The sequence below is a fragment of the Ruegeria arenilitoris genome (genome assembly GCF_013032855.1).
GTDB lineage: Bacteria > Pseudomonadota > Alphaproteobacteria > Rhodobacterales > Rhodobacteraceae > Ruegeria > Ruegeria arenilitoris.
Genome location: NZ_WQDA01000001.1, coordinates 740,707 through 763,965 on the forward strand (window position 1 = coordinate 740,707; position 23,259 = coordinate 763,965).

27 protein-coding genes and 1 tRNA gene are annotated in these 23,259 nt (G+C 62.9%); 5 read left to right on the forward strand and 23 right to left on the reverse strand.

What is annotated here, in order from left to right; all coding sequences use genetic code 11:
* Positions 1 to 179: 179 nt before the first annotated feature.
* The 13 genes from GOW72_RS03535 to GOW72_RS03595 all read right to left on the reverse strand — a co-directional run bounded on the left by GOW72_RS03535 (position 180) and on the right by GOW72_RS03595 (position 11,428).
* Positions 180 to 401 carry a hypothetical protein gene (locus GOW72_RS03535; protein WP_170365180.1) on the reverse strand — a complete coding sequence of 74 codons (222 nt, stop codon included), beginning with the start codon at positions 399 to 401 and terminating at the stop codon, positions 180 to 182.
* The gene (locus GOW72_RS03540; protein ID WP_170365181.1) at positions 401 to 931 is read right to left on the reverse strand and encodes a hypothetical protein; all 531 of its coding nucleotides are present in this window, start codon (positions 929 to 931) and stop codon (positions 401 to 403) included. The genes GOW72_RS03535 and GOW72_RS03540 overlap by 1 nt, the downstream gene beginning before the upstream one ends.
* A 74-nt stretch (positions 932 to 1,005) precedes the next feature.
* Positions 1,006 to 1,968 carry a hypothetical protein gene (locus GOW72_RS03545; RefSeq protein ID WP_170365184.1) on the reverse strand — a complete coding sequence of 321 codons (963 nt, stop codon included), beginning with the start codon at positions 1,966 to 1,968 and terminating at the stop codon, positions 1,006 to 1,008.
* A complete protein-coding gene (locus GOW72_RS03550; RefSeq protein ID WP_170365186.1) occupies positions 1,965 to 2,273 on the reverse strand; it encodes a hypothetical protein in 309 nt (102 codons plus the stop codon). The genes GOW72_RS03545 and GOW72_RS03550 overlap by 4 nt, the downstream gene beginning before the upstream one ends.
* Complete coding sequence (locus GOW72_RS03555) at positions 2,273 to 2,455, reverse strand: hypothetical protein (protein WP_170365188.1); 183 nt, start codon at positions 2,453 to 2,455, stop codon at positions 2,273 to 2,275. The genes GOW72_RS03550 and GOW72_RS03555 overlap by 1 nt, the downstream gene beginning before the upstream one ends.
* A gap of 442 nt (positions 2,456 to 2,897) precedes the next feature.
* Positions 2,898 to 2,974, reverse strand: a tRNA-Met gene (locus tag GOW72_RS03560).
* Between the two features lie 71 nt (positions 2,975 to 3,045).
* Complete coding sequence (locus GOW72_RS03565; RefSeq protein WP_170365190.1) at positions 3,046 to 4,020, reverse strand: alpha/beta fold hydrolase; 975 nt, start codon at positions 4,018 to 4,020, stop codon at positions 3,046 to 3,048.
* Positions 4,017 to 5,498: a flavin-containing monooxygenase gene (locus GOW72_RS03570; protein WP_170365192.1), complete on the reverse strand. Its 1,482-nt coding sequence runs from the start codon at positions 5,496 to 5,498 to the stop codon at positions 4,017 to 4,019. Before GOW72_RS03570 ends, GOW72_RS03565 begins: the two co-directional genes overlap by 4 nt.
* Positions 5,499 to 5,570: 72 nt before the next feature.
* Complete coding sequence (locus GOW72_RS03575; protein ID WP_170365194.1) at positions 5,571 to 6,371, reverse strand: PaaX family transcriptional regulator C-terminal domain-containing protein; 801 nt, start codon at positions 6,369 to 6,371, stop codon at positions 5,571 to 5,573.
* A 51-nt stretch (positions 6,372 to 6,422) separates the two neighbouring features.
* On the reverse strand, positions 6,423 to 8,453 hold the full coding sequence (paaZ, locus tag GOW72_RS03580) for a phenylacetic acid degradation bifunctional protein PaaZ (RefSeq protein WP_170365196.1): 2,031 nt from the start codon (positions 8,451 to 8,453) through the stop codon (positions 6,423 to 6,425).
* A gap of 43 nt (positions 8,454 to 8,496) precedes the next feature.
* Complete coding sequence (locus GOW72_RS03585) at positions 8,497 to 9,849, reverse strand: TRAP transporter large permease (protein ID WP_170365198.1); 1,353 nt, start codon at positions 9,847 to 9,849, stop codon at positions 8,497 to 8,499.
* Complete coding sequence (locus GOW72_RS03590) at positions 9,846 to 10,352, reverse strand: TRAP transporter small permease (protein WP_170365200.1); 507 nt, start codon at positions 10,350 to 10,352, stop codon at positions 9,846 to 9,848. Before GOW72_RS03590 ends, GOW72_RS03585 begins: the two co-directional genes overlap by 4 nt.
* Before the next feature lie 56 nt (positions 10,353 to 10,408).
* Positions 10,409 to 11,428: a TRAP transporter substrate-binding protein gene (locus tag GOW72_RS03595; protein WP_170365202.1), complete on the reverse strand. Its 1,020-nt coding sequence runs from the start codon at positions 11,426 to 11,428 to the stop codon at positions 10,409 to 10,411.
* Positions 11,429 to 11,594: 166 nt separating this feature from the next.
* Here GOW72_RS03595 and paaG point away from each other — a divergent pair, with 166 nt between their 5' ends.
* The 5 genes from paaG (at position 11,595) to GOW72_RS03620 (ending at position 15,024) form a co-directional block, all read left to right on the forward strand.
* Entirely contained in the window at positions 11,595 to 12,380 is a 786-nt protein-coding gene (paaG, locus tag GOW72_RS03600; protein WP_170365204.1) for a 2-(1,2-epoxy-1,2-dihydrophenyl)acetyl-CoA isomerase PaaG, read from the forward strand.
* 2 nt (positions 12,381 to 12,382) lie between these two features.
* Complete coding sequence (gene paaI, locus GOW72_RS03605) at positions 12,383 to 12,811, forward strand: hydroxyphenylacetyl-CoA thioesterase PaaI (protein ID WP_170357010.1); 429 nt, start codon at positions 12,383 to 12,385, stop codon at positions 12,809 to 12,811.
* A 15-nt stretch (positions 12,812 to 12,826) separates the two neighbouring features.
* On the forward strand, positions 12,827 to 14,137 hold the full coding sequence (gene paaK / locus GOW72_RS03610; protein WP_170365206.1) for a phenylacetate--CoA ligase PaaK: 1,311 nt from the start codon (positions 12,827 to 12,829) through the stop codon (positions 14,135 to 14,137).
* Between the two features lie 3 nt (positions 14,138 to 14,140).
* On the forward strand, positions 14,141 to 14,737 hold the full coding sequence (locus tag GOW72_RS03615) for a TetR/AcrR family transcriptional regulator (protein WP_005978266.1): 597 nt from the start codon (positions 14,141 to 14,143) through the stop codon (positions 14,735 to 14,737).
* A gap of 71 nt (positions 14,738 to 14,808) precedes the next feature.
* Entirely contained in the window at positions 14,809 to 15,024 is a 216-nt protein-coding gene (locus GOW72_RS03620) for a hypothetical protein (protein ID WP_170365208.1), read from the forward strand.
* Here the strand turns inward: GOW72_RS03620 and GOW72_RS03625 are convergent, their stop codons facing one another.
* The 10 genes from GOW72_RS03625 to GOW72_RS03670 form a co-directional block, all read right to left on the reverse strand.
* Positions 15,025 to 15,783 (reverse strand): Phenylacetic acid catabolic protein, encoded by a 759-nt coding sequence (locus GOW72_RS03625; RefSeq protein WP_170365211.1) that lies wholly within the window; start codon positions 15,781 to 15,783, stop codon positions 15,025 to 15,027.
* Positions 15,784 to 15,796: 13 nt separating this feature from the next.
* Entirely contained in the window at positions 15,797 to 16,870 is a 1,074-nt protein-coding gene (locus GOW72_RS03630; RefSeq protein WP_170365213.1) for a 2Fe-2S iron-sulfur cluster-binding protein, read from the reverse strand.
* Positions 16,871 to 16,880: 10 nt separating this feature from the next.
* Complete coding sequence (gene paaD / locus GOW72_RS03635; protein WP_170365215.1) at positions 16,881 to 17,342, reverse strand: 1,2-phenylacetyl-CoA epoxidase subunit PaaD; 462 nt, start codon at positions 17,340 to 17,342, stop codon at positions 16,881 to 16,883.
* Positions 17,343 to 17,348: 6 nt separating this feature from the next.
* The gene (paaC, locus tag GOW72_RS03640; protein WP_170365217.1) at positions 17,349 to 18,110 is read right to left on the reverse strand and encodes a 1,2-phenylacetyl-CoA epoxidase subunit PaaC; all 762 of its coding nucleotides are present in this window, start codon (positions 18,108 to 18,110) and stop codon (positions 17,349 to 17,351) included.
* Positions 18,110 to 18,394 carry a 1,2-phenylacetyl-CoA epoxidase subunit PaaB gene (gene paaB / locus GOW72_RS03645; protein ID WP_170365218.1) on the reverse strand — a complete coding sequence of 95 codons (285 nt, stop codon included), beginning with the start codon at positions 18,392 to 18,394 and terminating at the stop codon, positions 18,110 to 18,112. Before paaB ends, paaC begins: the two co-directional genes overlap by 1 nt.
* Before the next feature lie 23 nt (positions 18,395 to 18,417).
* Complete coding sequence (gene paaA, locus GOW72_RS03650; RefSeq protein WP_170365220.1) at positions 18,418 to 19,410, reverse strand: 1,2-phenylacetyl-CoA epoxidase subunit PaaA; 993 nt, start codon at positions 19,408 to 19,410, stop codon at positions 18,418 to 18,420.
* Between the two features lie 15 nt (positions 19,411 to 19,425).
* Complete coding sequence (gene pcaF / locus GOW72_RS03655; RefSeq protein ID WP_170365223.1) at positions 19,426 to 20,628, reverse strand: 3-oxoadipyl-CoA thiolase; 1,203 nt, start codon at positions 20,626 to 20,628, stop codon at positions 19,426 to 19,428.
* Positions 20,629 to 20,819: 191 nt separating this feature from the next.
* Entirely contained in the window at positions 20,820 to 21,212 is a 393-nt protein-coding gene (locus GOW72_RS03660; RefSeq protein ID WP_170365225.1) for a carboxymuconolactone decarboxylase family protein, read from the reverse strand.
* Positions 21,196 to 22,320, reverse strand: coding sequence for an aromatic ring-hydroxylating oxygenase subunit alpha (locus GOW72_RS03665; RefSeq protein WP_170365227.1), 1,125 nt, complete (start codon positions 22,318 to 22,320; stop codon positions 21,196 to 21,198). Before GOW72_RS03665 ends, GOW72_RS03660 begins: the two co-directional genes overlap by 17 nt.
* The gene (locus tag GOW72_RS03670; protein WP_170365229.1) at positions 22,317 to 23,204 is read right to left on the reverse strand and encodes a MurR/RpiR family transcriptional regulator; all 888 of its coding nucleotides are present in this window, start codon (positions 23,202 to 23,204) and stop codon (positions 22,317 to 22,319) included. The genes GOW72_RS03665 and GOW72_RS03670 overlap by 4 nt, the downstream gene beginning before the upstream one ends.
* Positions 23,205 to 23,259: the final 55 nt, after the last annotated feature.

Genomic DNA, 23,259 nt, shown 5'->3' on the forward strand with positions numbered 1-23,259 from the left:
TATCTACTGCCATTTTCTTTCGGTAATTCGCCAAAACGGAGCAAAACACCTCGCAATTGCCAGTGAAGTTTTGAAGTCGTTACGAGGCTACGGAAGGTAATTTCGAGGGTTTGTCGGTATAGATATGCCCAGGACTCGCCCCAGACCCACGGAAACCCCCTTCCCTTGGCTCTCTTGGGCTATCCGAGCGCCCAACTGAGGGTCACATAGGTCACTGCGAACACGAAGCAGGCCACAGGAAACCATGGAAACGCCGGTTTGCGCGTCACATAGATATTGACGGTCGTGTTGGGTTCCGGAGCCTCGGCCTCGGCCTCGCTTCGCACGTCTGCACAGTCCTCGAACTCAGGCGAACTCGGGTGTGCGTCCTTGCACGGGAACTGAATCACGTTGTCGGACATCACGCGACCTCATGCCCGAGAGTGTTGCGAACCTCTGCGGCAACCCTATCCAACTCCGCTTCGGAGCGGTCGTGCCATTTGTTGTAAGCTGGTGGCGCAAGCGACGGCATTTCGATAACTCGACAGCCTGAGGTGTCTATTCGGGCCAAGTCCTTAGCCGCACCCGCGCCGTGCACAACGATGACCTTGGGCGCGACCCGGTTATAGACCCACTCGAAAATCTCCGTGCCGACCCTTCGTTGGCTGTTCGTCAAGTCGGCGCTCATGGGTGTGGAAAAGCAGAACACGTTGGTTTCCAGAACCTTTGCGCCAATGCGTTTGAGGCGTTCCGATAACCGGTCGATGTTCTGTCGCGTCGGAGAGGTCTCGCACAGTTGTTCGTAGAGGCCACGGCACGTCTGGCCGTTGCGGTTAAACAGGGCATCCACGTGGCGCGTCTGGTCGCCAACCAAATCCACATCGTAGCCGTTGCGCTGGTTGCGCCCCACGATGAAACAGTCTGCTTGGGTTAGGTCCGTCAGGTCGGTCATCCAAGGTCGCGGATACTGCCCATCTACCGGCGCTGTGTAGGTAAAGGCCTCGTGATACAGAGTTGGGACAGACATCACGCCGCCTCCGCATCAAGCGACAGGATGTCGGTTACAAAGATTTCTGTGTTACCACTGGACAACAGGGGTGGGCCCTCGTAGCGCAAATGCTTAAAGTGGCTTAGGATGTGGTCCTCAACTATCTGAGCATCCATCCCTACATCGAAGCGCTTGACGCAGATCACGTCAAACAGGTGAGTTTCACCCACGTAACGCTTTTTCACGGTCCGGTTCGTTATCCCAATCTTGAACTGGCCGGTGTGCAAGCGCAAATAGTAAACGATAGCAGGTTTCTCGTGGTCGAAACCTCCTTTTGCGTTCGGGATACCCTTAAGGGCCCTAAACAAGAAGCCCTGACGGAACGCTGCCTGATATGCGCCGTTGGCGTGTTGATGACACTCCTGACGAGTTTTGTGTTTCAAGAATTCTGCCCGGGCTTTGTCGAACGTCCACTTGATTTCGTGTGATTTTTGGGGTCCGTAAACCTCGTCAAACAGGCGCTGCAATTGATGGTTATGGACCGCACTATACGCCGAGGAATTCGCAAGTCGAAGCTCCTCTCGGCTTCCATATTTTAGCAATTCGACCCTCAACACATCTTCGGTCCAGTGGCCGTTTGGCACACTGAAGGTGTTCCAATGGGCACCAATTTCGTCCAACCAGCCCAAGGAATATGATTTGTCATAGGCACCAGCGAACCGGCTTTGAAACTCCATTCGGGTTTGACACAGTTGCGCCTTTTCTTGGCACCGTTCCTTGGTCCAATAACCGTTCGGCTTTTTACCTGTCTTGCAGTCCGGGCAACCCGAACCCAGCAGGTGGCTTTGGGGCCACATTTCGAAGTCGCCGTGCTCGGTGCATGAGATGCGGATTTTCTGGGCCGCACGAACATAAGGCTCTGGATACTCGTAACGATCGCCGTGTTCCCTTCTTGCTAGCCGGAGGAACTCTTTGGGCGTACGTCTAATTGTCTTGCTCATGGTGGTTCTCCTACTCCGGACTTAACAATTGGGTCACAGCACTGCTTGTGATTTTCTGCCAATTTCTTGGCTTTGCGCTTCGCTCGGGCCTTGCGTTGGATTTCCCGCCAAGCGTCAGGATTGGCCTTGCGCCATGCCTTCACCCGGGCGTTGCGTTCTTCCGGTTTGGCCTTGGCGTTTGCTCTGTTCTCCGAGCGGACGCATTCCTTGCAGGCTCCCCGCAAGCCGTCCGTGGCGCTGTTGGAACTGTAGAACTCGGTGCTAGGCAACGACGCCCCACACTTGATGCAAACTCGTTCGGTCATCATTTGTACTCCGCGACGAACTGGATGCCTGCTTCACGGGTCGCGAAGCCCTCGCCGGTCAGCAGCTTGCCTCCGAAGTCGGTGCGGACGCTGGCAAACCAGAGGCCGTCAATCAGGGTGACGTCATAGACGAGACCGTCCTTGCGGCAGGTCGAGTGTTCTTTGAAGTTGCGGGTTTTCATGGTCGTGGTCCTTTGCGCGAATCATATTCAATTTACTGAATATAAATACCACGGGGAACCACCGGCCACAATATATCGAGATTTTTCAATGGGTTAAGCGTTTTCCACAACGACTACTTGTGCCGACATGGGTGGGTGTGGTTTCTGGTGGGGTCCGGGTTTTGGTCGACCCGTACGCCTTGCTGGTACAAGACGCTGTCCCGGGGTTTGGTCGCCTCGGGACAACGCATATCTTCCAAAAGGCATATCGCTCGTGATGAGATGGGGTGCGGCCATCTTCGGATGGGGGTCCGGTTGGCCGTGCAGGGTGTCCCGGTTTGCCTTCCTCGGGCGCGACCGCCGGGACACTCGAATCCAACTCGTCCCACGCGCATCCCACGTCAACGCACTTCGGACCAAGGGCCGGAAGGGACGCAGAGTACGGTGGGAACGGGGTTTGGGGTGGTAGCGGAGGAGGGACTTGAACCCCCGACACGCGGATTATGATTCCGCTGCTCTAACCAACTGAGCTACTCCGCCACGGTGAGAGGCGATTTAAGGGAGGGGCCGGAGAGGGTCAAGAGGGAAATGCCACGAAATTGCGGGATTCTTCATCCGGCCGTGTTGGCGGGTTTCGACGGCGATTGCGAAGCGTTGGCCACGCGGCGGACGAACTCTGCGCAGGCCTCGGGTGCGGTCAGAGGGATCATGTGGCCGCGGTTCTCGAGCTGTTCAAAGCTCAGCCCGTATTCCACCATCGGTGCGCCTTGCTGGCTGGGTGACAGGATCGGATCTTCGGCCCCGTACAGGATGCCGCCCCCTACCTTCAGTTCGTGGTAGCGTTGGGATTGGGCATCGATGCTGGCGTCCACGCCCGCCAGATCCTGCGATCCGGTGATATAGGCTGACGGGCGCAGCCCCAAGGCGCCACCGGCGCGGTTCAGGAAATCACTCGGCGCCGGTTCAGGGGCGAACGCCTCGCCGATCACATGCGGCGCCGTGGTTTTCGCCAGGGGAACAGCGATCGTGTTGGCGATCAGGCTGCGCAGCCATTCGGTCCGGATCTCCAACGCCTTGAAGATGGCGGGTGTGCTGGGTACCCGATGTGTGAGCGGGGCCAGCAGGGCCAGCGCCCGAACCCGCTCAGGATTGTCCAGCGCCATGGCGAGCGACACCGCGCCCCCGAGCGAGTGTCCAACCAGAATGGCCTGCGATACGCCCTTGGCTTCGAGGAATTCGTGGACCATCCGCGCCTGTTCCGGCAGGGTGGCCAGCCGCGCGTGGTCGCGGGTCGAATACCCGCACCCGGGCCGGTCAACCGCGATGACGTGAAAGTCGTCGGCCAGAAGGTCGGTCATGGCATAGGTGAAGTGCTGCAACTGGCCGGTCAGCCCGTGGATCAGAACCACCGTCGGCTTCTCTGGATCGCCCTGTTCGACATAATGGATCGAACCGCCGTTCACCGGCAGGATCTGCCCGGGCTGAGGCACGGATTGGGCTCCCATCCGCGTCAGGCGCCGGGTCCAAAGATGCATCAGGATCAACGCGGCGCCGATGATCAGCGCAATGGTCAGCAGGGTGGTCATGTCGGCGGTCCTTTGGTCTGGGCGGGATCAACGGGATGGTAATGCTCGAGCCCGGCCTTCGCCAGACGTTTGCGGAATTCCGAAACGGTGCCGGGCCACAGCGTCGTATTGCGCCCCTGTGCGTCTTGATACCACGAAGTGCATCCGCCAGCCTGCCACACACTGTCGGTATGACGCTCCTGCATTTCGCGGGTGAAGTCGGCCTGCCGGTCAGCGTTTGGAACAATCGCGGGCAGACCCGCGCGCCGCATCGCCTCCAGCACCCTTCCGATATGGGCAACTTGCGCTTCGATCATCAGAACGACCGAATTGTGACCCAACCCGGTATGCGGACCCAGCAGGATGAAAAAGTTGGGAAACCCGGCAATGGCGGTGCCCAGATTGGCCTGCATGCCGTCGGCCCAGGCGTCTTGCAGGCTCAGTCCGTTCGCGCCGCGGATATCCAGCCTTTGGACCGCGTCCGTCACATGAAATCCTGTGCCCCAGATCAGAATGTCGGCCGCCGTCCGACTGCCATCGGTCGCGATGATCTCGGATCCTTCGATCCGCTCGACCCCATGCGGGTTCACGGTGACATTGTCGCGGGCCAGCGCCGGGTACCAGTCGTTCGAGCTGAGGACGCGCTTGCATCCGATCCGATAGTCCGGTGTCAGAATGCGGCGCATGTCGGGGTCGGATACGGCGTCCTCCAGCCCTTTGCGCCACATCTTCATGGCAAAGTCGACCGCGCGTTTTTCGCCGCGAAATACGCGGTGGCGGAATTCGAACAGCCAGTAGATGAACTGCCTGCGGATGCGCGGCAGCAGCGGAATGCGGCGATAGAGGTGCCGGACCCAGGGCGCAATCGGTCCGTCGGGACGCGGCAGAACGTAAGGCGCGCTGCGTTGGAAGATGGTGACATGGGCGGCGGTTTTGGCGATTTCCGGCACGAACTGAACGGCGGATGCGCCGGTGCCGACAACTGCTATGCGTTTGCCCTGCAGCGGCACCGTGTGGTCCCATTGGGCCGAGTGGAACGCCGGTCCCGGAAAGCCCGCTGCTCCTGGGATCTCGGGAATGCTGGGGATGTGCAGGGCGCCGATGGCCGACACCAGGAACCGTGCCGTCCATTGCGCGCCGCCGGTCGTCTCGACCCGCCAATGCGTGCCTTCCCACTGGGCCGACTTCAGTTCGGTGTGGAAATGGCACAGATCGTACAGCCCTTCGTCGCGCGCAACGCGGCGCATGTAGTCCCAGATTTCGGCCCCGCCTGCATAGGCGCGGGTCCAGTCCGGGTTCGGATGGGTTGCCATCGAATACAGGTGCGAGGGCACATCGCAGGCCACGCCGGGATAAGTGTTCTCTCGCCATGTGCCGCCGATGTCGTTGGCCTTTTCAAGGATCGCGATGTTGTGGATGCCGCGTTTGCGGGCCTCGATCGCCATGATCAGCCCCGAGAACCCGGCCCCTACGATCAGCATGTCAGTGTCGTGGGTCATGCCTGCACCTCCTCCCAAAGGTACAAGGTCAGGATAGGGTCAAACGGCGTTTCAGGAAAACCTGCCGTTGGGTCAGTCTTGGTTTAGCTCGTCGGGCAGGGGGCGCGGCAGTTGATCCAGCAGGCGGAATACCTGCGCGCGACAGGCCGGGCCGGTCCAGTCCGGCGGGCAGAATCCGTCGGGCAGGTCGGGCAGACGCAGAACGACGCGCCGCCACCGGTGCACGATCAACGTGCGCAGCGTGGCGATCTGACAGGGCGTGGGCTCCCAACTGGCCGGGCGGCCTTGGGACACGTGGCGCACGGCCCCGTGCAGGGACCGGCAAGCCGCGCGCAGATCAGGCGGGAACAGCTTTTCATGCACCCAGCGCGGGACCGAGCGGGCGGTGACCTCAAGGATCAGCAGATCGTCCTGGTCCTCGGGCGGTGCCCCCGGTCCCAACGCGGCGTTGCGCCCGATCGGCGTGTAGTCGTGGCTGAGCAGGATGTCTTCCAGCAGCCGGGTGCCGGTGCCATCCTCGGCGATCAGCAGGTGCAGCGGCGTATCCGGCGCAGGGTCACGCGCATAGATGCGCGGCGTGACCCGGGCCGACTGCGTGCGGCCATATTCGGTCAGGAAATGCATCGAAACGCGCCCGACCCGGTCGCTCTCGATCCAGCCATCCTTGCGCAGACGGTGCAGGGCCACGCGGATCGCCTCGGGCTTGATGCCCATCGGTTCGATGATGCGGCCCAGCGCCCCGCCCGATATCTTGGCGCCGCGTTCCTGCGCCATGTCGCCGAACAGCGACACGATGATCGACCAGACCCGCTGATTCTGCGGGTCGGCCAGTTCGGCCACGGCCTGGGTGAACCACGGATGCGCGTTGGTCATGCGCCCAGTCTATCCGGCCCGGCGGTGCAAGAAAAATACTTTGCCGTGCGCTCAGTAGGCGTTCATGGTCAGCAGTTCGTATTCGGCGACTTTCTCGTCATCCTGATTGGTCAGCGTCACGTGCCAGCGCACCTCGCCATAGTCGTCGGTGCGGCGGGTCTTTTGCTTGACCGTCAGGCGGATCTTGATGCTGTCGCCGGCCACAACCGGTTTCATGAAGCGCAGGCCGTCCAGCCCGGTATTGGCCAGCACCGGCCCTTCGTTCGGCTCGACGAACAGACCGGCGGCAAAACTCAGCAGCAGATAGCCATGCGCCACCCGGCCCGGAAAGAACGGGTTTCTGGCCGCCGCGTCCTCGTCCATGTGGGCATAGAATGTGTCGCCGGTGAAATGGGCGAAGTGTTCGATGTCGTCCAGCGTGATGGTTCGGGGCGCCGTGTGCAGCGTCTCGCCGATCTGCAGGTCCGTGAACTTGCGGGTGAAGGGATGCGCGGGGCCTTGGATCTCGGGCGCGCCGGGAATCCATTTCCGGCCGATCGTCGCCAGCATCCGGGGCGAGCCCTGCAGGGCCGTGCGCTGCATGTAGTGTTTCACGCCGCGTACGCCGCCCATTTCCTCGCCGCCGCCGGCGCGACCGGGGCCGCCATGGACCATGTGCGGCAGAGGCGAGCCATGGCCGGTGGATTCCTGCATCGAGTCGCGGTCGTTGATGTAGATCCGCCCGTTGAAGGCGGCAGCACCCATCACCAGCTGGCGCGCGACCTCGGGGTCATGGGTGATCAGCGAGGTGACCAGCGACCCCTGGCCGCGATTGGCCAGCGCGATGGCGTGGTCCAGATCGCGATAGCCCATGATGGTCGAGATCGGGCCGAACGCCTCGGTGTCATGCACGTGCCGGGCGGTGTCGGGATCGGCGCAGTGAAACAGCATCGGCGGCACGAAGGCGCCTTTTTCGGCATCGGCGCCGACCACCTCGAAGGCATCCGGGTCGCCGAACACGCGTTCGGCCTCCTGCCCGATGAGGCGGGCCTTGGCCAGAACGTCGGCCTTCTGCCCGTTCGAGACCAGCGCGCCCATGCGCGTGGAATCCAGCCGCGGATCGCCGATCGTGGTCTGCGCCAGTTTGGCCGAGATCGCGGCGATCAGCGGCTCGACCTGCGCCTGAGGGGCGATGATGCGGCGGATGGCGGTGCATTTCTGCCCGGCCTTCGTCGTCATCTCGCGCACGACTTCCTTGACGAACAGGTCGAATTCGAGCGTGCCGGGTGCCGCGTCGGGGCCAAGGATCGAGGCGTTCAGGCTATCCTGCTCGGCCACGAACCGCACCGAGTTGGTCACGATCACCGGGTTCTGCCGCAGCTTCATCGCGGTGTCGGCCGAGCCGGTAAAGCTGACCACATCCTGACAGGTCAGGTGATCCAGCATGTCGCCCAGCCCGCCCGAGACCAGCTGCAGTGCGCCGTCGGGCAGGATGCCGCTGTCCAGCATGATCCGCACGGCCAATTCGGTGACATAGCAGCTGTTGGTGGCCGGCTTGACGATCGCCGGAACCCCGGCCAGCAGGGTGGGGGCCAGTTTCTCCAGCATGCCCCAGACCGGGAAGTTGAAGGCGTTGATATGCACGGCCACGCCCTGCAGCGGGGTGCAGACATGCTGGCCCAGGAAGGTGCCATTCCGCGACAGCTGCTCGACATCGCCATCCAGAAAGACATGGCCGTCGGGCATCTCGCGCCGCCCTTTCGAGGCAAAGACGAACATGGTGCCGATGCCGCCGTCGATGTCGATCAGGTGATCCTTCTGCGTGGCGCCGGTTTCAAAGCTGAGATCATAGAGCGCCTGTTTGCGTTCCGACAGCGCCTGCGCCAGCGCCTTGAGCATCTTGGCGCGTTCATGGAAAGTCAGCCGGCGCAGGGCGGGCCCACCCACGTCGCGGGCATGGGTCAGCATCGCCTGTACGTCCAGCGCGTCGTTGCCGGCGGTGGCGAAGGGCTCTCCGGTGATGGCCGAGGCGATGGTACGGGCCCCGGATCCGGGCGCAACCCACTGGCCCGCGGCGAAACTGGAAATCTGTTTCAGAGACATGAAATGCTCCTGTATTGGGGCCGCCTTGCGCGGCGAAATGAGCTCAGTGACCCAGCGCGCCCATCTGTTGCGGCAGGTACAGAACCACGATCGGAACCAGAACGATCAGCGCCAGGCGGAAGATGTCGGCCACCCAGAACGGGGTCACGCCGCGAAAGATCGTGCCAGTCGAGACGTCGCCCACCACGCCCTTCAGGATGAACACGTTCAGGCCCACCGGCGGGGTGATCAGCGAAATCTCGGTCACCACCACCACGACGATGCCGAACCAGATCGGGTCATAGCCCAGCGAGGTCACCAACGGGAAGAAGATCGGAACCGTCAGCAGCAGCATCGACAGGGATTCGAACACGCAGCCCAGGATGATGTAGATGCCCAGAATCATCAGGATCACCACGAAGGGTGCCACGTCATAGGCGGTGACCATTGCGATCAGCGCCTCGGGCAGGCCGGCCAGGTTGATGAAATTCGAAAAGATCTGCGCGCCGATCAACACCGCAAACAGCGCGGCGGCGGTAAAGCAGGTTTCCTTCAGCACCTCAAAGGTCGATCCCACGGTCAGCCCGCCGCGGAACAGCGCGATCAGAAAGGCGCCGGCGGCGCCCATGCCTGCGGCCTCGGTCGGCGAAAAGGTCAGGTTCAGCGGTTCGAAATCGAGCACGCCGTACAGCCCGCCGATCACCAGGAAGAACAGCAGCAGCACCGCCCAAACGGACCCCAGCGCGCTGATGCGCTCGCCCCAGCTGGCGCGTTCACCGGCTGGTCCGGCCTGAGGGTTGCGCCACACGGTCCAGCGCACGGCGAACAGGTAGAACAGGATGCCCAGAATGCCGGGGATGATGCCGGCCATGAAAAGCTTGCCGATCGAGGTTTCGGTCAGCAGCCCGTAGATGACCAGGATGACAGAGGGCGGGATCAGGATGCCCAGCGTGCCGCCGGCCGCGATCGAGGCGGTCGACAGTTCGTCGGAATACCCATAACGGCGCATCTGCGGCATCGCGACTTTGGACATTGTCGCGGCGGTGGCCAGCGACGATCCGCAGATGGCCGAAAACCCGCCGCAGGCCGCGACGGTCGCCATGGCGATTCCGCCGCGCATATGGCCCAGAAAGGCGTTGGAAACGGCGTAAAGCTCGCGCGCCATGCCGCCCTTGTTGACGAACAGGCCCATCAGGATGAACAGCGGTACGACCGACAGGCCGTAATCCTGCGCGGTATCGGTGATCTGGCGGCCGACCATCGACATCGCGGCCTTCAACCCGCGCTCGTCAAAGATCGAGCCGCCGCGTTCATAGGCAAAGCCCAGCGTGCCGACCAGCCCCATGGCAAAGACGATGGGCAGGCGCATCAGCACCAGGATCAGGACAAGGGCAAATCCGATGAGGGCAGCGGTCATTGAGTGGATTCCGTCAGGGTCTTGGGGGCAAACAGGTACAGCAGTCCGGTGATGATCATCACCACGGCGGTGATCGCCACCGACGCAGTGATGAACCAGCCGACGAGGTAGGTCGGGATGCTGAGGTATTCGGTGACATCGCCATAGTCGCGGGCGCGTTCGGCCAAAATCCACACGCGCTGGACCGGCCAATACAGCATGGCGCCGCTGAGGATATAGATCACAGCATCGCGCAGGCGGCTGAGCCGCAGGCGGTGGAAGATGCCGTCGGTCAGGTCCACGGCGATATGCCCGTTGGTGACCGAGATGATGGGCAGCACCGAGAACACCAGAACAGCCATCAGGATGCGCGTCAGTTCGGTGGCGGCCTCGATCGGCGCGTTGAAGACCGACCGCAGGATCACGTCGCAGAAGGTCATCACCATCAGGATGAACAGGGCCGTGCAGGCGACGATCACCGGCAGGACGCTGGCGCGCCGTACAAGCTGGATGAGAGGGGTCATCGGGGGGCTCCGGAAGGGGCTGGCTGGGGGCGGCCAGTGCCGCCCCGCATCAGGGATCAGTTCGAGGACATTTCCGACTTGATCATGTCATAGGCGGCTTGCGCATCGACGCCGGCTTCGTTGACTTCGGCAATAACCTTGGCGTGCACGTCCTCGGCGATCGTCGAGAACTTCTCCATGTCCTCAGCACCGGCTTCGTGGATCGCATTGCCCTCGGTGCTTTGGGTCGCATCACGACCGATGGCGTCGATCTCGTCCCAGATCTTGCCGATCTCACGGCTCAGCGGTTCGCCGAACACGTTTTCTTCCAGCGCTTTCTGGATGTCCTCGGGCAGGTCGGCGAAGGTGTCCTCGCTCATGATGAAGGCAAACGACCCGCGATATAGGCCGCCCGGCATCTCATAGACGTTCGGGGCCACTTCGGTCAGCTTGAAGCCCTTCCGCGATTCGAACGGCATGACAACGCCGTCGGCGGCCTTCGAGGCCAGTGTTTCATAGACCTTGGGGGCCGGAACCTGGATACCGGTCGCACCCAGCGCAGTGCCTACGTCGCCACCGACGCCACCGGGGATCCGCACCTTGAGGCCCGAGATCTGGTCCATCGAGGTCACCGGGCTGCTTGTGTGCAGCTGGGCGGGGCCGTGGGTGTGCAGGGCAATGACCTTGACGCCGCGGTGTTCGTCGGCGGCCTTCAGGTATTTGTCGTAAGCGCGCCAATAGGCGACCGAGGCGGCCTCGGCCGAGCCTTCATAGCCCGGCAGTTCGATCAGTTTGGTCGTCACGAAACGGCCCGGCTGATAGCCGTGGAAGATGATCGACGCATCCGCCGCGCCGTCCATGATCAGGTCCATCTGGGCCGGGGGCGGGGCGATGCCCAGCTTCAGCTCGGCGGTCACCTTGCCGTCGGTGGCCTCTTCGACCATCTCGACGAATTTGGGCCACATCTTGGCGTTGATCCCGTGGGTGGGCGGCGCCCAGCTGGAAATCGTCAGGGTGTAATCCGCCGCAAATGCCACGCTGCCCGACACTGCCAAGGCAGCCGTCGCCAACAGCGTTTTGATCCCGTTGAGTTTCATGACTGGTTTCCTCCTCCAAAACATGAGTCACAAATGCGTTAATGGTCCTTTTTGTAACCATCAACCGGCCGAAAGCCCGGATTCGGCGCTTCGTCGGAGAAATTTATTGACCAACCGTTCGGTTAATGCAAGAAGAATATCGAAACGAATGCAAAGCGAGCGGCCCATGAGCGATACGATTCTTGCGCAGCGGCGTGGAAATTATGTGGAAATCACTCTCAACCGCCCTGATCGCCTGAACAGCTTCACCGAGGAAATGCACCATGCCCTGCGCCGCGCCATCGAAGGCGCGCGCGATGAGGGCGCGCGGGCGATCCTGCTGACCGGGGCCGGGCGCGGGTTCTGCGCGGGGCAGGATCTGGCCGACCGTGACCCGTCGAAAATGGACGGCCCGCCGGATCTGGGCCACACGGTGCGCACCTTCTATGCACCGCTGGTGCGGTTGATCCGGTCGCTGAACTTTCCGGTGATCTGCGCGGTCAATGGCGTGGCCGCGGGCGCGGGTGCCAATCTTGCGCTGGCCTGCGATATCGTGCTGGCCGCCGAGTCCGCGAAATTTATCCAGTCCTTCGCCAAGGTCGGGCTGATCCCCGATACCGGCGGCAGCTGGCACCTGCCGCATCTGCTGGGCGAGGCGCGCGCCAAGGGGCTGGCCCTGACCGGCGAGCCCTTGATGGCGAAGACGGCCGAGGACTGGGGCCTGATCTGGAAAGTCCTACCCGATGCCGATCTGATGGCCGAGGCGCGCGCGCTGGCCGAACGCCTGTCGAACGGCCCGACGCTGGGCCTGGGTCTGACCAAGCAGACCATCCACGCCGCGGCGACCAACAGCCTGACCGTTCATCTGGAGATCGAGGCCGACGCCATGAAGACCTGCGGTGAATCCGCCGACTATGCCGAAGGCGTCGCGGCCTTTCTGGAAAAGCGCAGCCCGGAGTTTCGGGGCAAATGAGCATGACGCCGAAAGAACGCGCCGAAAAGGCCGCCGCCGCGATGTGGGCGCAGGACCATGCCTCGAAATGGGCGGGGATGGAACTGGTCGAGGTCGACGAGGGCACCGCGACGCTGGCGCTGACCGTGCAGCAGCACCATTGCAACGGGCACGGGATCTGCCATGGCGGCGTGACCTTCATGCTGGCCGACAGCGCCTTTGCCTTTGCCTGCAACAGCCGCAACCAGTCGACCGTGGCCCAGCACAACGTGATCAGCTATGTCGCGCCGGGCCGGCTGGGCGACCGGCTGACCGCCCGCGCGACCGAACAGAGCCTGACCGGCCGCAGCGGCATCTATGACGTGACCGTGACCAATCAGGACGGCCAAAAGATCGCCGAGTTCCGGGGCTTTTCCCGCGCGACCAACGGCACTCTGTTTCCAGAATCTTGAGGTGAGGAGGACATCATGAAGGATCTGACCCCGAACAAAGCGGATCTTGACCCGATCGAGATCGCGTCGATCGATGAAATCCGCAGCTTGCAGTTGGACCGCCTGAAATGGTCGCTGCGCCATGCCTATGACAACGTGCCGATGTACAAGCAGCGGTTCGACGAGGCCGGGGTGCATCCCGACGATCTGAAAACCTTGGCTGATCTGGCCAAGTTTCCCTTCACTTACAAGAACGATCTGCGCGACCACTATCCGTTCGGCCTGTTCGCCGTTCCGCGCGAACAGATCATCCGCCTGCATGCCTCGTCCGGCACCACGGGCAAGCCGACCGTGGTGGGCTATACCAGGAACGACATCGACAACTGGGCCGATCTGGTGGCCCGCAGCCTGCGCGCCAGCGGTCTGCGCAAGGGCGACATGATCCACAACGCCTATGGCTATGGCTTGTTCACCGGCGGCCTGGGCGCGCATTACGGGATCGAGCGTCTGGGTGCCACGGTCGTTCCCATGTCCGGCGGTCAGACCGAGAAGCAGGTGGCCCTGATCACCGATTTCAAACCCGACGGCATCATGGTCACGCCGTCCTACATGCTCAACATCCTCGAACAGTATCACAAGGTCGGGATGGACCCGCGCGAAAGCTCTCTGTTGGTGGGCGTGTTCGGGGCCGAACCTTGGACGGATGCGATGCGCAAAGAGGTCGAGCAGGCCTTTGACATGCACGCGGTCGACATCTACGGCCTGTCCGAGATCATGGGACCGGGCGTCGCCAACGAATGCGTGGAAACCAAGGACGGCCCGGTCATCTGGGAGGATCACTTCTACCCCGAGATCATCGACCCGCAGACCGGCGAGGTTCTACCCGACGGCGAAATGGGCGAGTTGGTCTTTACCACGCTGACCAAGGAAGGCCTGCCGATGATCCGCTACCGCACCCGCGACCTGACGCGGCTGCTGCCGGGCACCGCGCGCTCGATGCGGCGGATGGAGAAGATCACCGGTCGCAGCGACGACATGATCATCCTGCGCGGGGTCAACGTATTCCCCAGCCAGATCGAGGAACAGGTCATGGCCACCGGCGGCATCGCCGCGCATTACCAGATCGAGCTGTACAAATCCGGCCGCATGGACGCGATGCGTGTCTATGTCGAGGCGATGCCCGACGCAGCCGACGAACTCAGCAAGACCGCCGCCGCTCGGATGCTGACCAAGCGGATCAAGGACATCGTTGGCGTTTCCACCGAGATCGTTGTAGGGGACCCCGGCGATGTCGAGCGCAGCCAGGGCAAGGCCAAGCGCGTCGTCGACAACCGAGACAAGGAGTGAGGTTTGGCCCGTACGATTGCAAAAGATCACGACCAGAAACGCGCCCAGATCCTGAAATCGGCGGCGCGGGTCTTTGCCCGCGAAGGCTTCGACCGCGCCTCGATGACCCAGCTTGCGCGCGAATGCGGGATCTCGAAGGCCAACATCTATCACTACTACGACAGCAAGGACGCGATCCTGTTCGACATTCTCGAGACCTATCTGCGGGAACTGCGCGACCTGATCTGCGGGCTCGAGATGGACGGCCTCAGCCCGCCCGAAAAGCTGCACCGCGTGGTGGCCGAGATCCTGCTGGCCTATCAGGGCGTGGATGACGAACACCGGGTCCAGACCAGCGGCATGTCGGCCCTGCCCGAGGATCAGCAGCGCCTGTTGCGCGGGTATCAGCGCGACATGGTGAATTTCCTCAGCGCGATCCTGTCCGAGGTCGCGCCCGACGTGTTCCAGGGCGACGGGGCCAAGCTGCGCTCGGCCACGATGTCGGTCTTCGGCATGCTGAACTGGTACTACATGTGGAATTCCGGCGCCGATGCGCAGGCGCGCCGGGACTATGCCGCGCTGGTCAGCAACCTGACCCTGTCGGGCGTCAAGGCGCTGTAGCTCCGGCCCTGCCGGCATTGTGATTTGGCTTTCGCGGGTGTCCCGGCGTTTACTTGCGGTCGGAGGGCGCCATGCAAAAACCGGAACGGTTCGACAAATTCTATTTCGCCAAGGTCGGGATGGGCGAGGCCTGCGGCTGCGCCGAGCGCATCATCGACGTCTATGAATTCAACCGCAAAGCGGGTGCGCGTGACGCGGGCACGGGCAAGCTGGCCCGGTCAAGGCGTCGCGGCCTGCGATCGCTTGCCCTGAAATACGGCCTGATCAGCCGCCCCAGCGGGCGGTGATCACGGGGTGCGCAGGCCCAGCCGCGTGACGACCTCTGCGGCCTCGGCCAGCCAGCGGTTTTTCAGTTCGACCCCCGAGGCCCGGCGCAGGCCCATCTGGCGCAGCTTTTCCATCCGCTCGGGGTTGCCCGCTCCGAAACCTGCGGCCACCCGGGGCCACCAGTAATCGACCGATTCCTGCATCGCCGGCGCCGCGCCCTGTTCCAACAGCTTGACCGCGCCTTCCAGGGCCAATTCACCGTGATGCGCCTCGATCGGGGCGATAGCGCGGAACGCCTCGGCCAGCGGCTGATAGGACACCAGCGCGAACTCGGCCAGTTGCACGCCCACGGCCCGGCTCATCAGCAGGTTCATCACCACCGCATCGGTCCAGCCTTCGATCGGATAGTTGAAGACCGCAAGGCGCATGTCATGTTCGCTGCGCGTGGCCCCGATATCGGCGGAACGGTTCAGCCGTGCGGTCCACGGGTGATGCGTGGCATAGCGGTCGGTATCCGCGCCGAACTCGCCCATGATCTTCAGAACGCGGTCGGCATTGTCGGTCTTTTCCAGAACGATCTTCGCCGCCGCGATACGTTCCTTGATGCCCGGGCCCTGGTTGATGATGTCGGCGAACCCCGCCGCACCGGCCAGTTCGCTGTCGACGAAGGTCGCCATCAGCTTCATCAGCTCGGCCCGGTATCGGGGTGGCACGTTGGTCGGGTTGGTCAGAACGCCGCCTGCGGCCAGGTAGCTTTCGATGCTCATGTCTTCGGCCATGGTCCCTCTCCCTTCACTGGTCGTAATCGACGACGACATTGTCGGTCAGCGGGTAGGCCTGGCAGCTGAGCACATAGCCCTTCTCGACCTCGTAATCCTCGAGCGCGTGGTTGGCCACCATTTCGACCTCGCCTTCGATCACCTTGCAGCGGCAGGTCGAACAGACCCCGGCCTTGCAGGCATAGGGGGCGTCCATCGCGTTTTCCAGCGCCGCATCCAGAATGGTCTGGTCCTTGGGCATGGTGAGGGTCTGGCTGGCGCCGTCCAGCGTGACGCGGGCCTGAGTCTGGTTGGCCTGTGCAGCCGTTGCCACATCGCCATGCTTGCGTTTGGCGCGGCCGGGTTGGGCGCTGGCGAACAGCTCGAACTTGATCTGGCTGTCATTCAGCCCGTGTTCGCGCAACGCCTCGGCAATGCCCAGCATCATCGGCTCGGGGCCGCAGATGAAGGCGGTGTCGGTGTTTTCGACGTCGATCCAGTGCTGGAACAGTTCGGCGCATTTCTCTTTGGTCACCAACCCGGTGAACAGGTCGATCTCCTGCGCGTCGGTTTCCAAGATGTGGATCACGTTCACGCGGCCCATATACTGGTTCTTCAGGTCTTCCAGCTCTTCGCGGAACATGATCGTGTTCACGCCCTTGTTGGCATAGACCAGCGTGAAGCGCGCATTCGGCTCGCGTGCCAGCGTGGTCTTTAGGATCGACAGCACGGGCGTGATGCCCGACCCGCCGGCAAAGCCCAGGTACTGCCGATGCGCGGCCGGGTCCAGCGGTGTGTGGAAGGCCCCCATCGGCGGCATCGCCTGCAGCCTGTCGCCCACTTTCAGCTCGGTGTTGGCCCAGGTTGAAAAGGCGCCGCCCTCGACCCGTTTGATGCCCACCTGCAGAACGCCGTCATCCTTGCCCGCGCAGATCGAGTAGGAGCGGCGCAGCTCTTCCCCGTCAAATTCGCGGCGGAAGGTCAGGTACTGGCCCTGGACAAAGTCGAACGCCTCGGCCGCGCCGTTCACCGGCTTCAGCGTGACCACGACCGCGTCGCGGATGGTCTTGTGGATGTCGGTGACTTCCAGATCGTGAAAACGTGCCATCCGGTCCTCCTCAGATGCACTTGAAATAGTCGAAAGGTTCCAGGCAGTCGGTGCAGCGCCAATGCGCCTTGCACGGGGTCGAGCCGAACTGGCTGACCTTTTCCACTGCCGTGCTGTCGCAATGCGGGCAGCGGTCGGGTCCGCCTGCGGGCTGCGGCGGCGCGATGCCATAGTCCTTCAGCTTCGCGCGGCCCTTGTCGCTGAGCCAATCGGTCGTCCAGGCCGGAGAGATGCGGGTCTCCAGCTTGATCTTGTCGATGCCGTGGTCACGCAGGGCGGTTTCGATGTCCATCGCGATGACCGAGGTCGCCGGGCAGCCCGAGTAGGTGGGCGTTACGGCAACCTTCAGCGTGTCGCCCTCCCATGTCACATCGCGCACGATGCCCAGATCGACGACCGAGATCACGGGGATCTCGGGGTCCGGCACGGCGTCGAGCCATTCCCAGACCTGCTCTACGGTGGCGCGGTTCATCGGCCGCTACCAGGTTGCGCCCGGATAGGCCCGCTGCAGCCATTGCATCTGGGTCAACAGATGGCCCAGATGTTCGGTATGCATGCGCCCGTCGCGGCCGCCCTTGTGGGCAAAGCGGCTGTCGGGAATGGTCAGGGTGGCCTCGGTCAGCACGCGCTGAACCAGCGCGTCATATTCCTCGCGCAGGCTGGCCGGATCGGGGGCGATGCCCGCGGCGGCCATCTCGGCATCGACCTCGTCGCTGGCGAACATCTCGCCCACATAGGGCCAGAGGTAATCCAGCGCCTCCTGCATGCGCCTGTGGCTTTCCTCGGTGCCGTCGCCCAGCCCGACAACCGTGTCGCTGGACCGTTCAAGGTGATAGGCGACCTCTTTGCTGGCCTTCTCGGCAATCGCCGCGACCCGGTCGTCAGACGATTTCATCAGCCGGCCCAGCATGATCGAGTGCCACGCATCAAACAGAAACTGGCGCATCAGGGTGCGGCCAAAATCGGCGTTGGGCACCTCCACCAGCAGCACGTTGCGGAAATCCCAGGCGTCGCGCAGAAAGGCCAGATCATCGGCAGACTTGCCTTCGCCCTGGACCTCTCCGGCCAGGCCCAGCCACATCTGCGTCTGGCCGATCAGATCCAGCGCGGTGTTGGCCAGGGCGATGTCCTCTTCCAGAACCGGCGCGTGGCCGCACCATTCGCTGACGCGATGGCCCAGGATCAGCGTGTTGTCCCCCATCCGCAGCAGGAATTGCAGGAATGCCTCGTCGCGGGTCATCACATCGCCTCCACTTCTTCGGGGATGTCGAAAAAGGTCGGATGACGATAGACCTTGCTTTCGCTGGGCTCGTACAGCGGGCCTTTGTCGCTGGGCGAACTGGCGGTGATGTTGTTGGCCTCGACCACCCAGATCGAGACGCCCTCGTTGCGGCGGGTATAGACGTCGCGGGCGTTCTTGATCGCCATTTCGGCGTCGGGCGCGTGCAGCGAGCCGACATGGCGATGGCTCATGCCGTGCTGGCCGCGAATGAAGATTTCCCACAGGGGCCATTCGTTTTTCATCAGGTGTCCTCCTATCGGGCAGGTTATTCGGCTGCGACCTTGCGGGCGCGTTTCTTGCGGGCATGTTCCAGCAGACCGTCACGCACCCATTTGCCGTCGTCCCAGGCCTTGTTGCGGGCGGCTAGGCGGTCGGTGTTGCAGGGGCCGTTGCCCTTGATCACGTCAAAGAATTCCGACCAGTCGGGCTGAGTGAAATCGTAATGCCCGCGCTCTTCGTTCCATTTCAGGTCGGGGTCGGGGATGGTCAGGCCCAGATACTCGGCCTGCGGCACGGTCTGATCGACGAATTTCTGGCGCAACTCGTCATTGGTGTTGATCTTTATCTTCCACGCCATCGACTGGGCCGAATGCACCGAGTCCTTGTCGGACGGGCCGAACATCATCAGCGCCGGGTACCAGAACCGGTTCAGCGCGTCCTGCGCCATCTTGCGCTGTTCGGGCGTGCCCTCGGCCATCTTGCGGATCGCGTCATAGCCCTGGCGCTGGTGAAAGCTTTCTTCCTTGCAGATGCGGATCATCGCCCGCGAATACGGCCCGAACGAGGTGCGCTGCAGCGGCACCTGGTTCATGATCGCTGCCCCGTCGACCAGCCAGCCCACCGCGCCGATATCGGCCCAGTTCAGCGTTGGATAGTTGAAGATCGAGCTGTATTTCATCCGCCCGTCCAGCAGCATCTCGGTCAGTTCGTCGCGGCTGACGCCCAGGGTTTCGGCGGCGCAGTACAGGTACAGGCCGTGCCCGGCCTCGTCTTGTACCTTGGCCAGAAGGATCGCCTTGCGTTCCAGCGTGGGCGCGCGGGTGATCCAGTTGCCTTCGGGCAGCTGGCCGACGATCTCGGAATGGGCGTGCTGGCCGATCTGGCGGATCAGCGTTGCGCGATAGTCGTCGGGCATCCAGTCCTTGGGCTCGATCTTGATTCCGGCGTCGATCTTGTCCTGAAAGGCGCGTTCCTGCTCGGTCATTTCCTCACGGGATTTGACGTCCGTTCCTGCCGTCTTGATCATCTGAGCGTACATGTCGGGTCTCCTCCCTTACACGCGTTCGAGAATTAGCGCGGCGCCCTGGCCTACGCCCACGCACATGGTGCACAAGGCATAGCGCCCGCCGGTGCGGCGCAGCTGATAGGCCGCCGTCATGACCAGCCGCGCGCCGGACATGCCCAGCGGATGGCCGATGGCGATGGCGCCGCCATTAGGATTCACATGGGGTGCGTCATCAGCCACGCCAAGTTCACGCAGGGTGGCCAGACCCTGGGCGGCGAAGGCCTCGTTCAATTCTATCACATCCATCTGCTCGATGCTCAGCCCCGTGCGGGCCAGCACCTTGCGGGTGGCCGGGACCGGGCCGATCCCCATGACACGGGGTTCGACCCCGGCAACCGCCATGCCCACGACACGGGCCATCGGAGTCAGACCGTTCTTCTGCGCGGCGGCCTCGTTGGCCAGCAGAATGGCCGCGGCGCCGTCATTGACACCCGAGGCATTGCCCGCCGTCACCGTCTTGTCCGGCCCGTTGACGCCCTTCAGGCCCGCCAGCTTTTCGGCCGTGGTGCCGGGGCGGGGGTGTTCGTCGGTGTCCACCACCAGCGGGTCGCCCTTACGCTGGGGGATGGTCACGGGGGTGATTTCCTCGGCAAAAACGCCGGCCTGATGCGCGGCCGCCCAGCGGGCCTGGCTGCGCGCGGCAAAGGCATCCTGATCGGCACGGCTGATGTCATAGTCCTCGGCCACGTTGTCGGCGGTCTGCGGCATCGAATCCGTGCCGTACATCTGCTGCATCTTCGGGTTCACGAAACGCCAGCCGATCGTGGTGTCATAGACAGCGTTGGCGCGGGAAAAAGCGCTGGTGGCCTTGGGCATCACGAAGGGCGCGCGCGACATGCTTTCGACGCCACCGGCAATCGCCATGTCATAATCGCCCGCCTTGATGGCCCGCGCGGCCATGCCGACCGCATCCATGCCGCTGGCGCACAGGCGGTTGATCGTGGTGCCGGGCACCTGAACCGGGAAACCGGCCAGCAGGGCGGCCATGCGCGCCACGTTCCGGTTGCTTTCGCCGGCCTGGTTGGCATCGCCCAGAATCACGTCATCCAGGCTGGCCCAGTCCACCTGCGGGTTCCGCTCTTTCAGCGCAGCCAGCGGAATCGCGGCCAGATCGTCGGTGCGAACCTGGGACAAAGCCCCGCCATAGCGTCCGATCGGGGTGCGCTGTGCGTCGCAGATGAAAGCGTCCATGCGTCAGAACCTCGTGTCTTGCGTCCGAGTCAATAAGTGACCGCTTGGTCGGGTAATACGCCCGGAAGTGATTCGCGACAAGGAAAATGTAACGCAATCGTGCGCCAAATAGAAATTCAGTAACGTATTTGTGCCGACATGAGAAAACCCGCACGGGGGCGGGCGATCTCGATCTTCGGGGCAGGAACCGGCTAAAGCTGACCGGCTTCGGTTAGAACCTTGCGCGCCACGCGAAAGCATTCCAGCGCCTGCGGGACGCCGCAATAGATAGCGACGACATGGATGATCGCCCGAATCTCCTCCTTGCTGACGCCGTTGTTCAGGGCTCCGCGACAGTGGATCTCCCACTCGTGCATCTTGCCCAGGGCGCCGATCATCGACAGATTCATCATCGAGCGGGTCTTGGGGTCGATCACCTCGTCCCCCCAGCCAAAGCCCCAGCACCAGGCTGTCATGGCCTCCTGAAACGGGCGGGTGAAATCATCTGCCGCGGCTAGGTTCTTTTCCACGTATTCGTCGCCCAGCGTCGCCTTGCGCTGCGCCAGTCCTTTCAGGAACAGGTCTTCGTCAAAGATGTCGGCCATCGTCCACTCCGCTTGCATCTGTATCCACCGCCTCGCGCATCCATTGCTGCAAGCGGGCGATCGAATGTTCCGACATTACGCCGCAAGCCGGGTCCAGTACCAGCGGGCCGGGGCGATAGCCGCGCGATTTCAGGCCGCGATGCACGCTTTCAACCAGCCGGATGTCTTCTTCGACCGTGGTTTCCCGGTCCTGCACTGCCAATTGGCGGATCACCGCGCTTTCGGACCCGCCCTCGGTGTACCATCCGCGCCAGACGGTGCAGTGATCGGCATCCTGCGCGCGCCAGTGATAGGTGTTCAGCACATTGCCGGGATAGCACTGGAACGAGAACATCGGCCACAGAAACCACGACTGATAGTCGCCCGCATGGGGCACGGACAGGTCGATGGGATAGGTCATCTTGTCGAGGCTCTGACACTCGGTCGTATGGCGCAGGACGTATCCGCCGCCTGCGTCGGGTTGAATGTCATAGGTCTCGGGTTTGACCACACCGGTGGCAAAGGTCGGGTGATTGGTCGGGCAGTGATAGCATTCCGAGTAATTCTCGATACTGACCTTCCAGTTGCAGTTCTCGGGGATCTCGACCCACTCCAGCGGCTCAAGGTCGTCAATCTGCGGGACAAAGGCGCAGATTTCCGCACGCACGCCGGGGTACCAGTCGTCCATCGGGGCGGCGTCATCGTCGAGGTTGACGAAAATGAAGCCGTTGAACAGCTCGGTCTGCACCGGGGTCAGACAGATCGCGCTGCGGTCGAAGCCCGGAACCGACTTGATGTTCGGCCCGGCGCGCAGTTGCCCGGTGAGTTCATAGGTCCACGCGTGATAGGGGCAGACGACGACGCGGGTGTTGCCGGCCCCGGTCACCATCTCATGCGCACGGTGCTGGCAGACATTGTAGAAGGTGCGGATTTCGCCATCACGCCCGCGGATGCAGAACAGGTTCTGGCCTGCGATTTCAAAGGCGAAATAGTCGCCCGGCTCGCGCACCTGCGCCACATGGCCGGCAAATTGCCAGGTGCGGGCCAGAAGGCCCTGTTTCTCCTCCTCGAATATCGCCGGGTCGATGTAATAGCGGGCTTCCAGCGATCGGGTCAGCGGTGCGGTCATTCAGGCTCCTCCGCATAAAGGCCAAGTTGGTGCCGGCGGCGGTGAAACCGCTCCACACGCTCGACGATTTCATCGCTGGACAGGGCGACCACGAAAGACAGAAGCGTCTCCAGCAGCGCGATGGTCGAAACCGATGACGGAAAGAACTGGGGCGTGTCGGCGGCGACGACAAATCCGTGTTGCGCGTTCAGGATGACTGGGCTGGCGGGGCTGTCGGAGATGCCGACCACGGTCATGCCCTGTTCGCGGGCCAGCTTTACCGCCTCGATCACTTCGGTCCGGTAGGGGTGGCAGGTCATCGCGATCAGCACGTCCTGTTCATCGGCCCAGGCCAGATCGTCCACCGGGGTCGAACCGGGCCGGGGGATGGCGTGGAACTGCTTCATCCCGGTCGAGGCCAGATAGGTAAAGTTGCGCGCGTTCGCGTTGTTGACGCCGACGCCCAGCGTGAAAACCTGACGTGATGTCCAGATCGCCTCGGCCGCGGCCTGCAACCGGGTGGCGTCGATCCCGGCGAAGGTTTCTTCGATGTTTCGGATCGCTGCCCCAACCATGTCGGCATAGAGGCCGCCCAACTCGCCGGATTTGCCGATTTCCTGCAGCCAGCGGGCGCGGTCGGGGAACGACACGGTGCCCCGACGGATGGCGTCGCGGAACGGCGCGCGGAAATCCTCGTAGCCCTCAAAGCCCACCTGCCGCGCCATGCGCACGAAGGTGTTGGGCTTCACGTTCGCGGCCTCGGCGATCTCGCGCACGGTCGAAACGCCCACATCCGCCGGGTTCTCCAGCACATAGCGGGCGGCCTTCTGCGCCTCGGGTGTCAGGGCGTCCCATTCACGGGTCAGCCGGTCAAGAACGGCGTTTGATACATTTGTGTCATTCATGATTGACGATGGTACAAATGTGGCCTTAGCCTGTCGAGAAGAAATGCGACTCGGT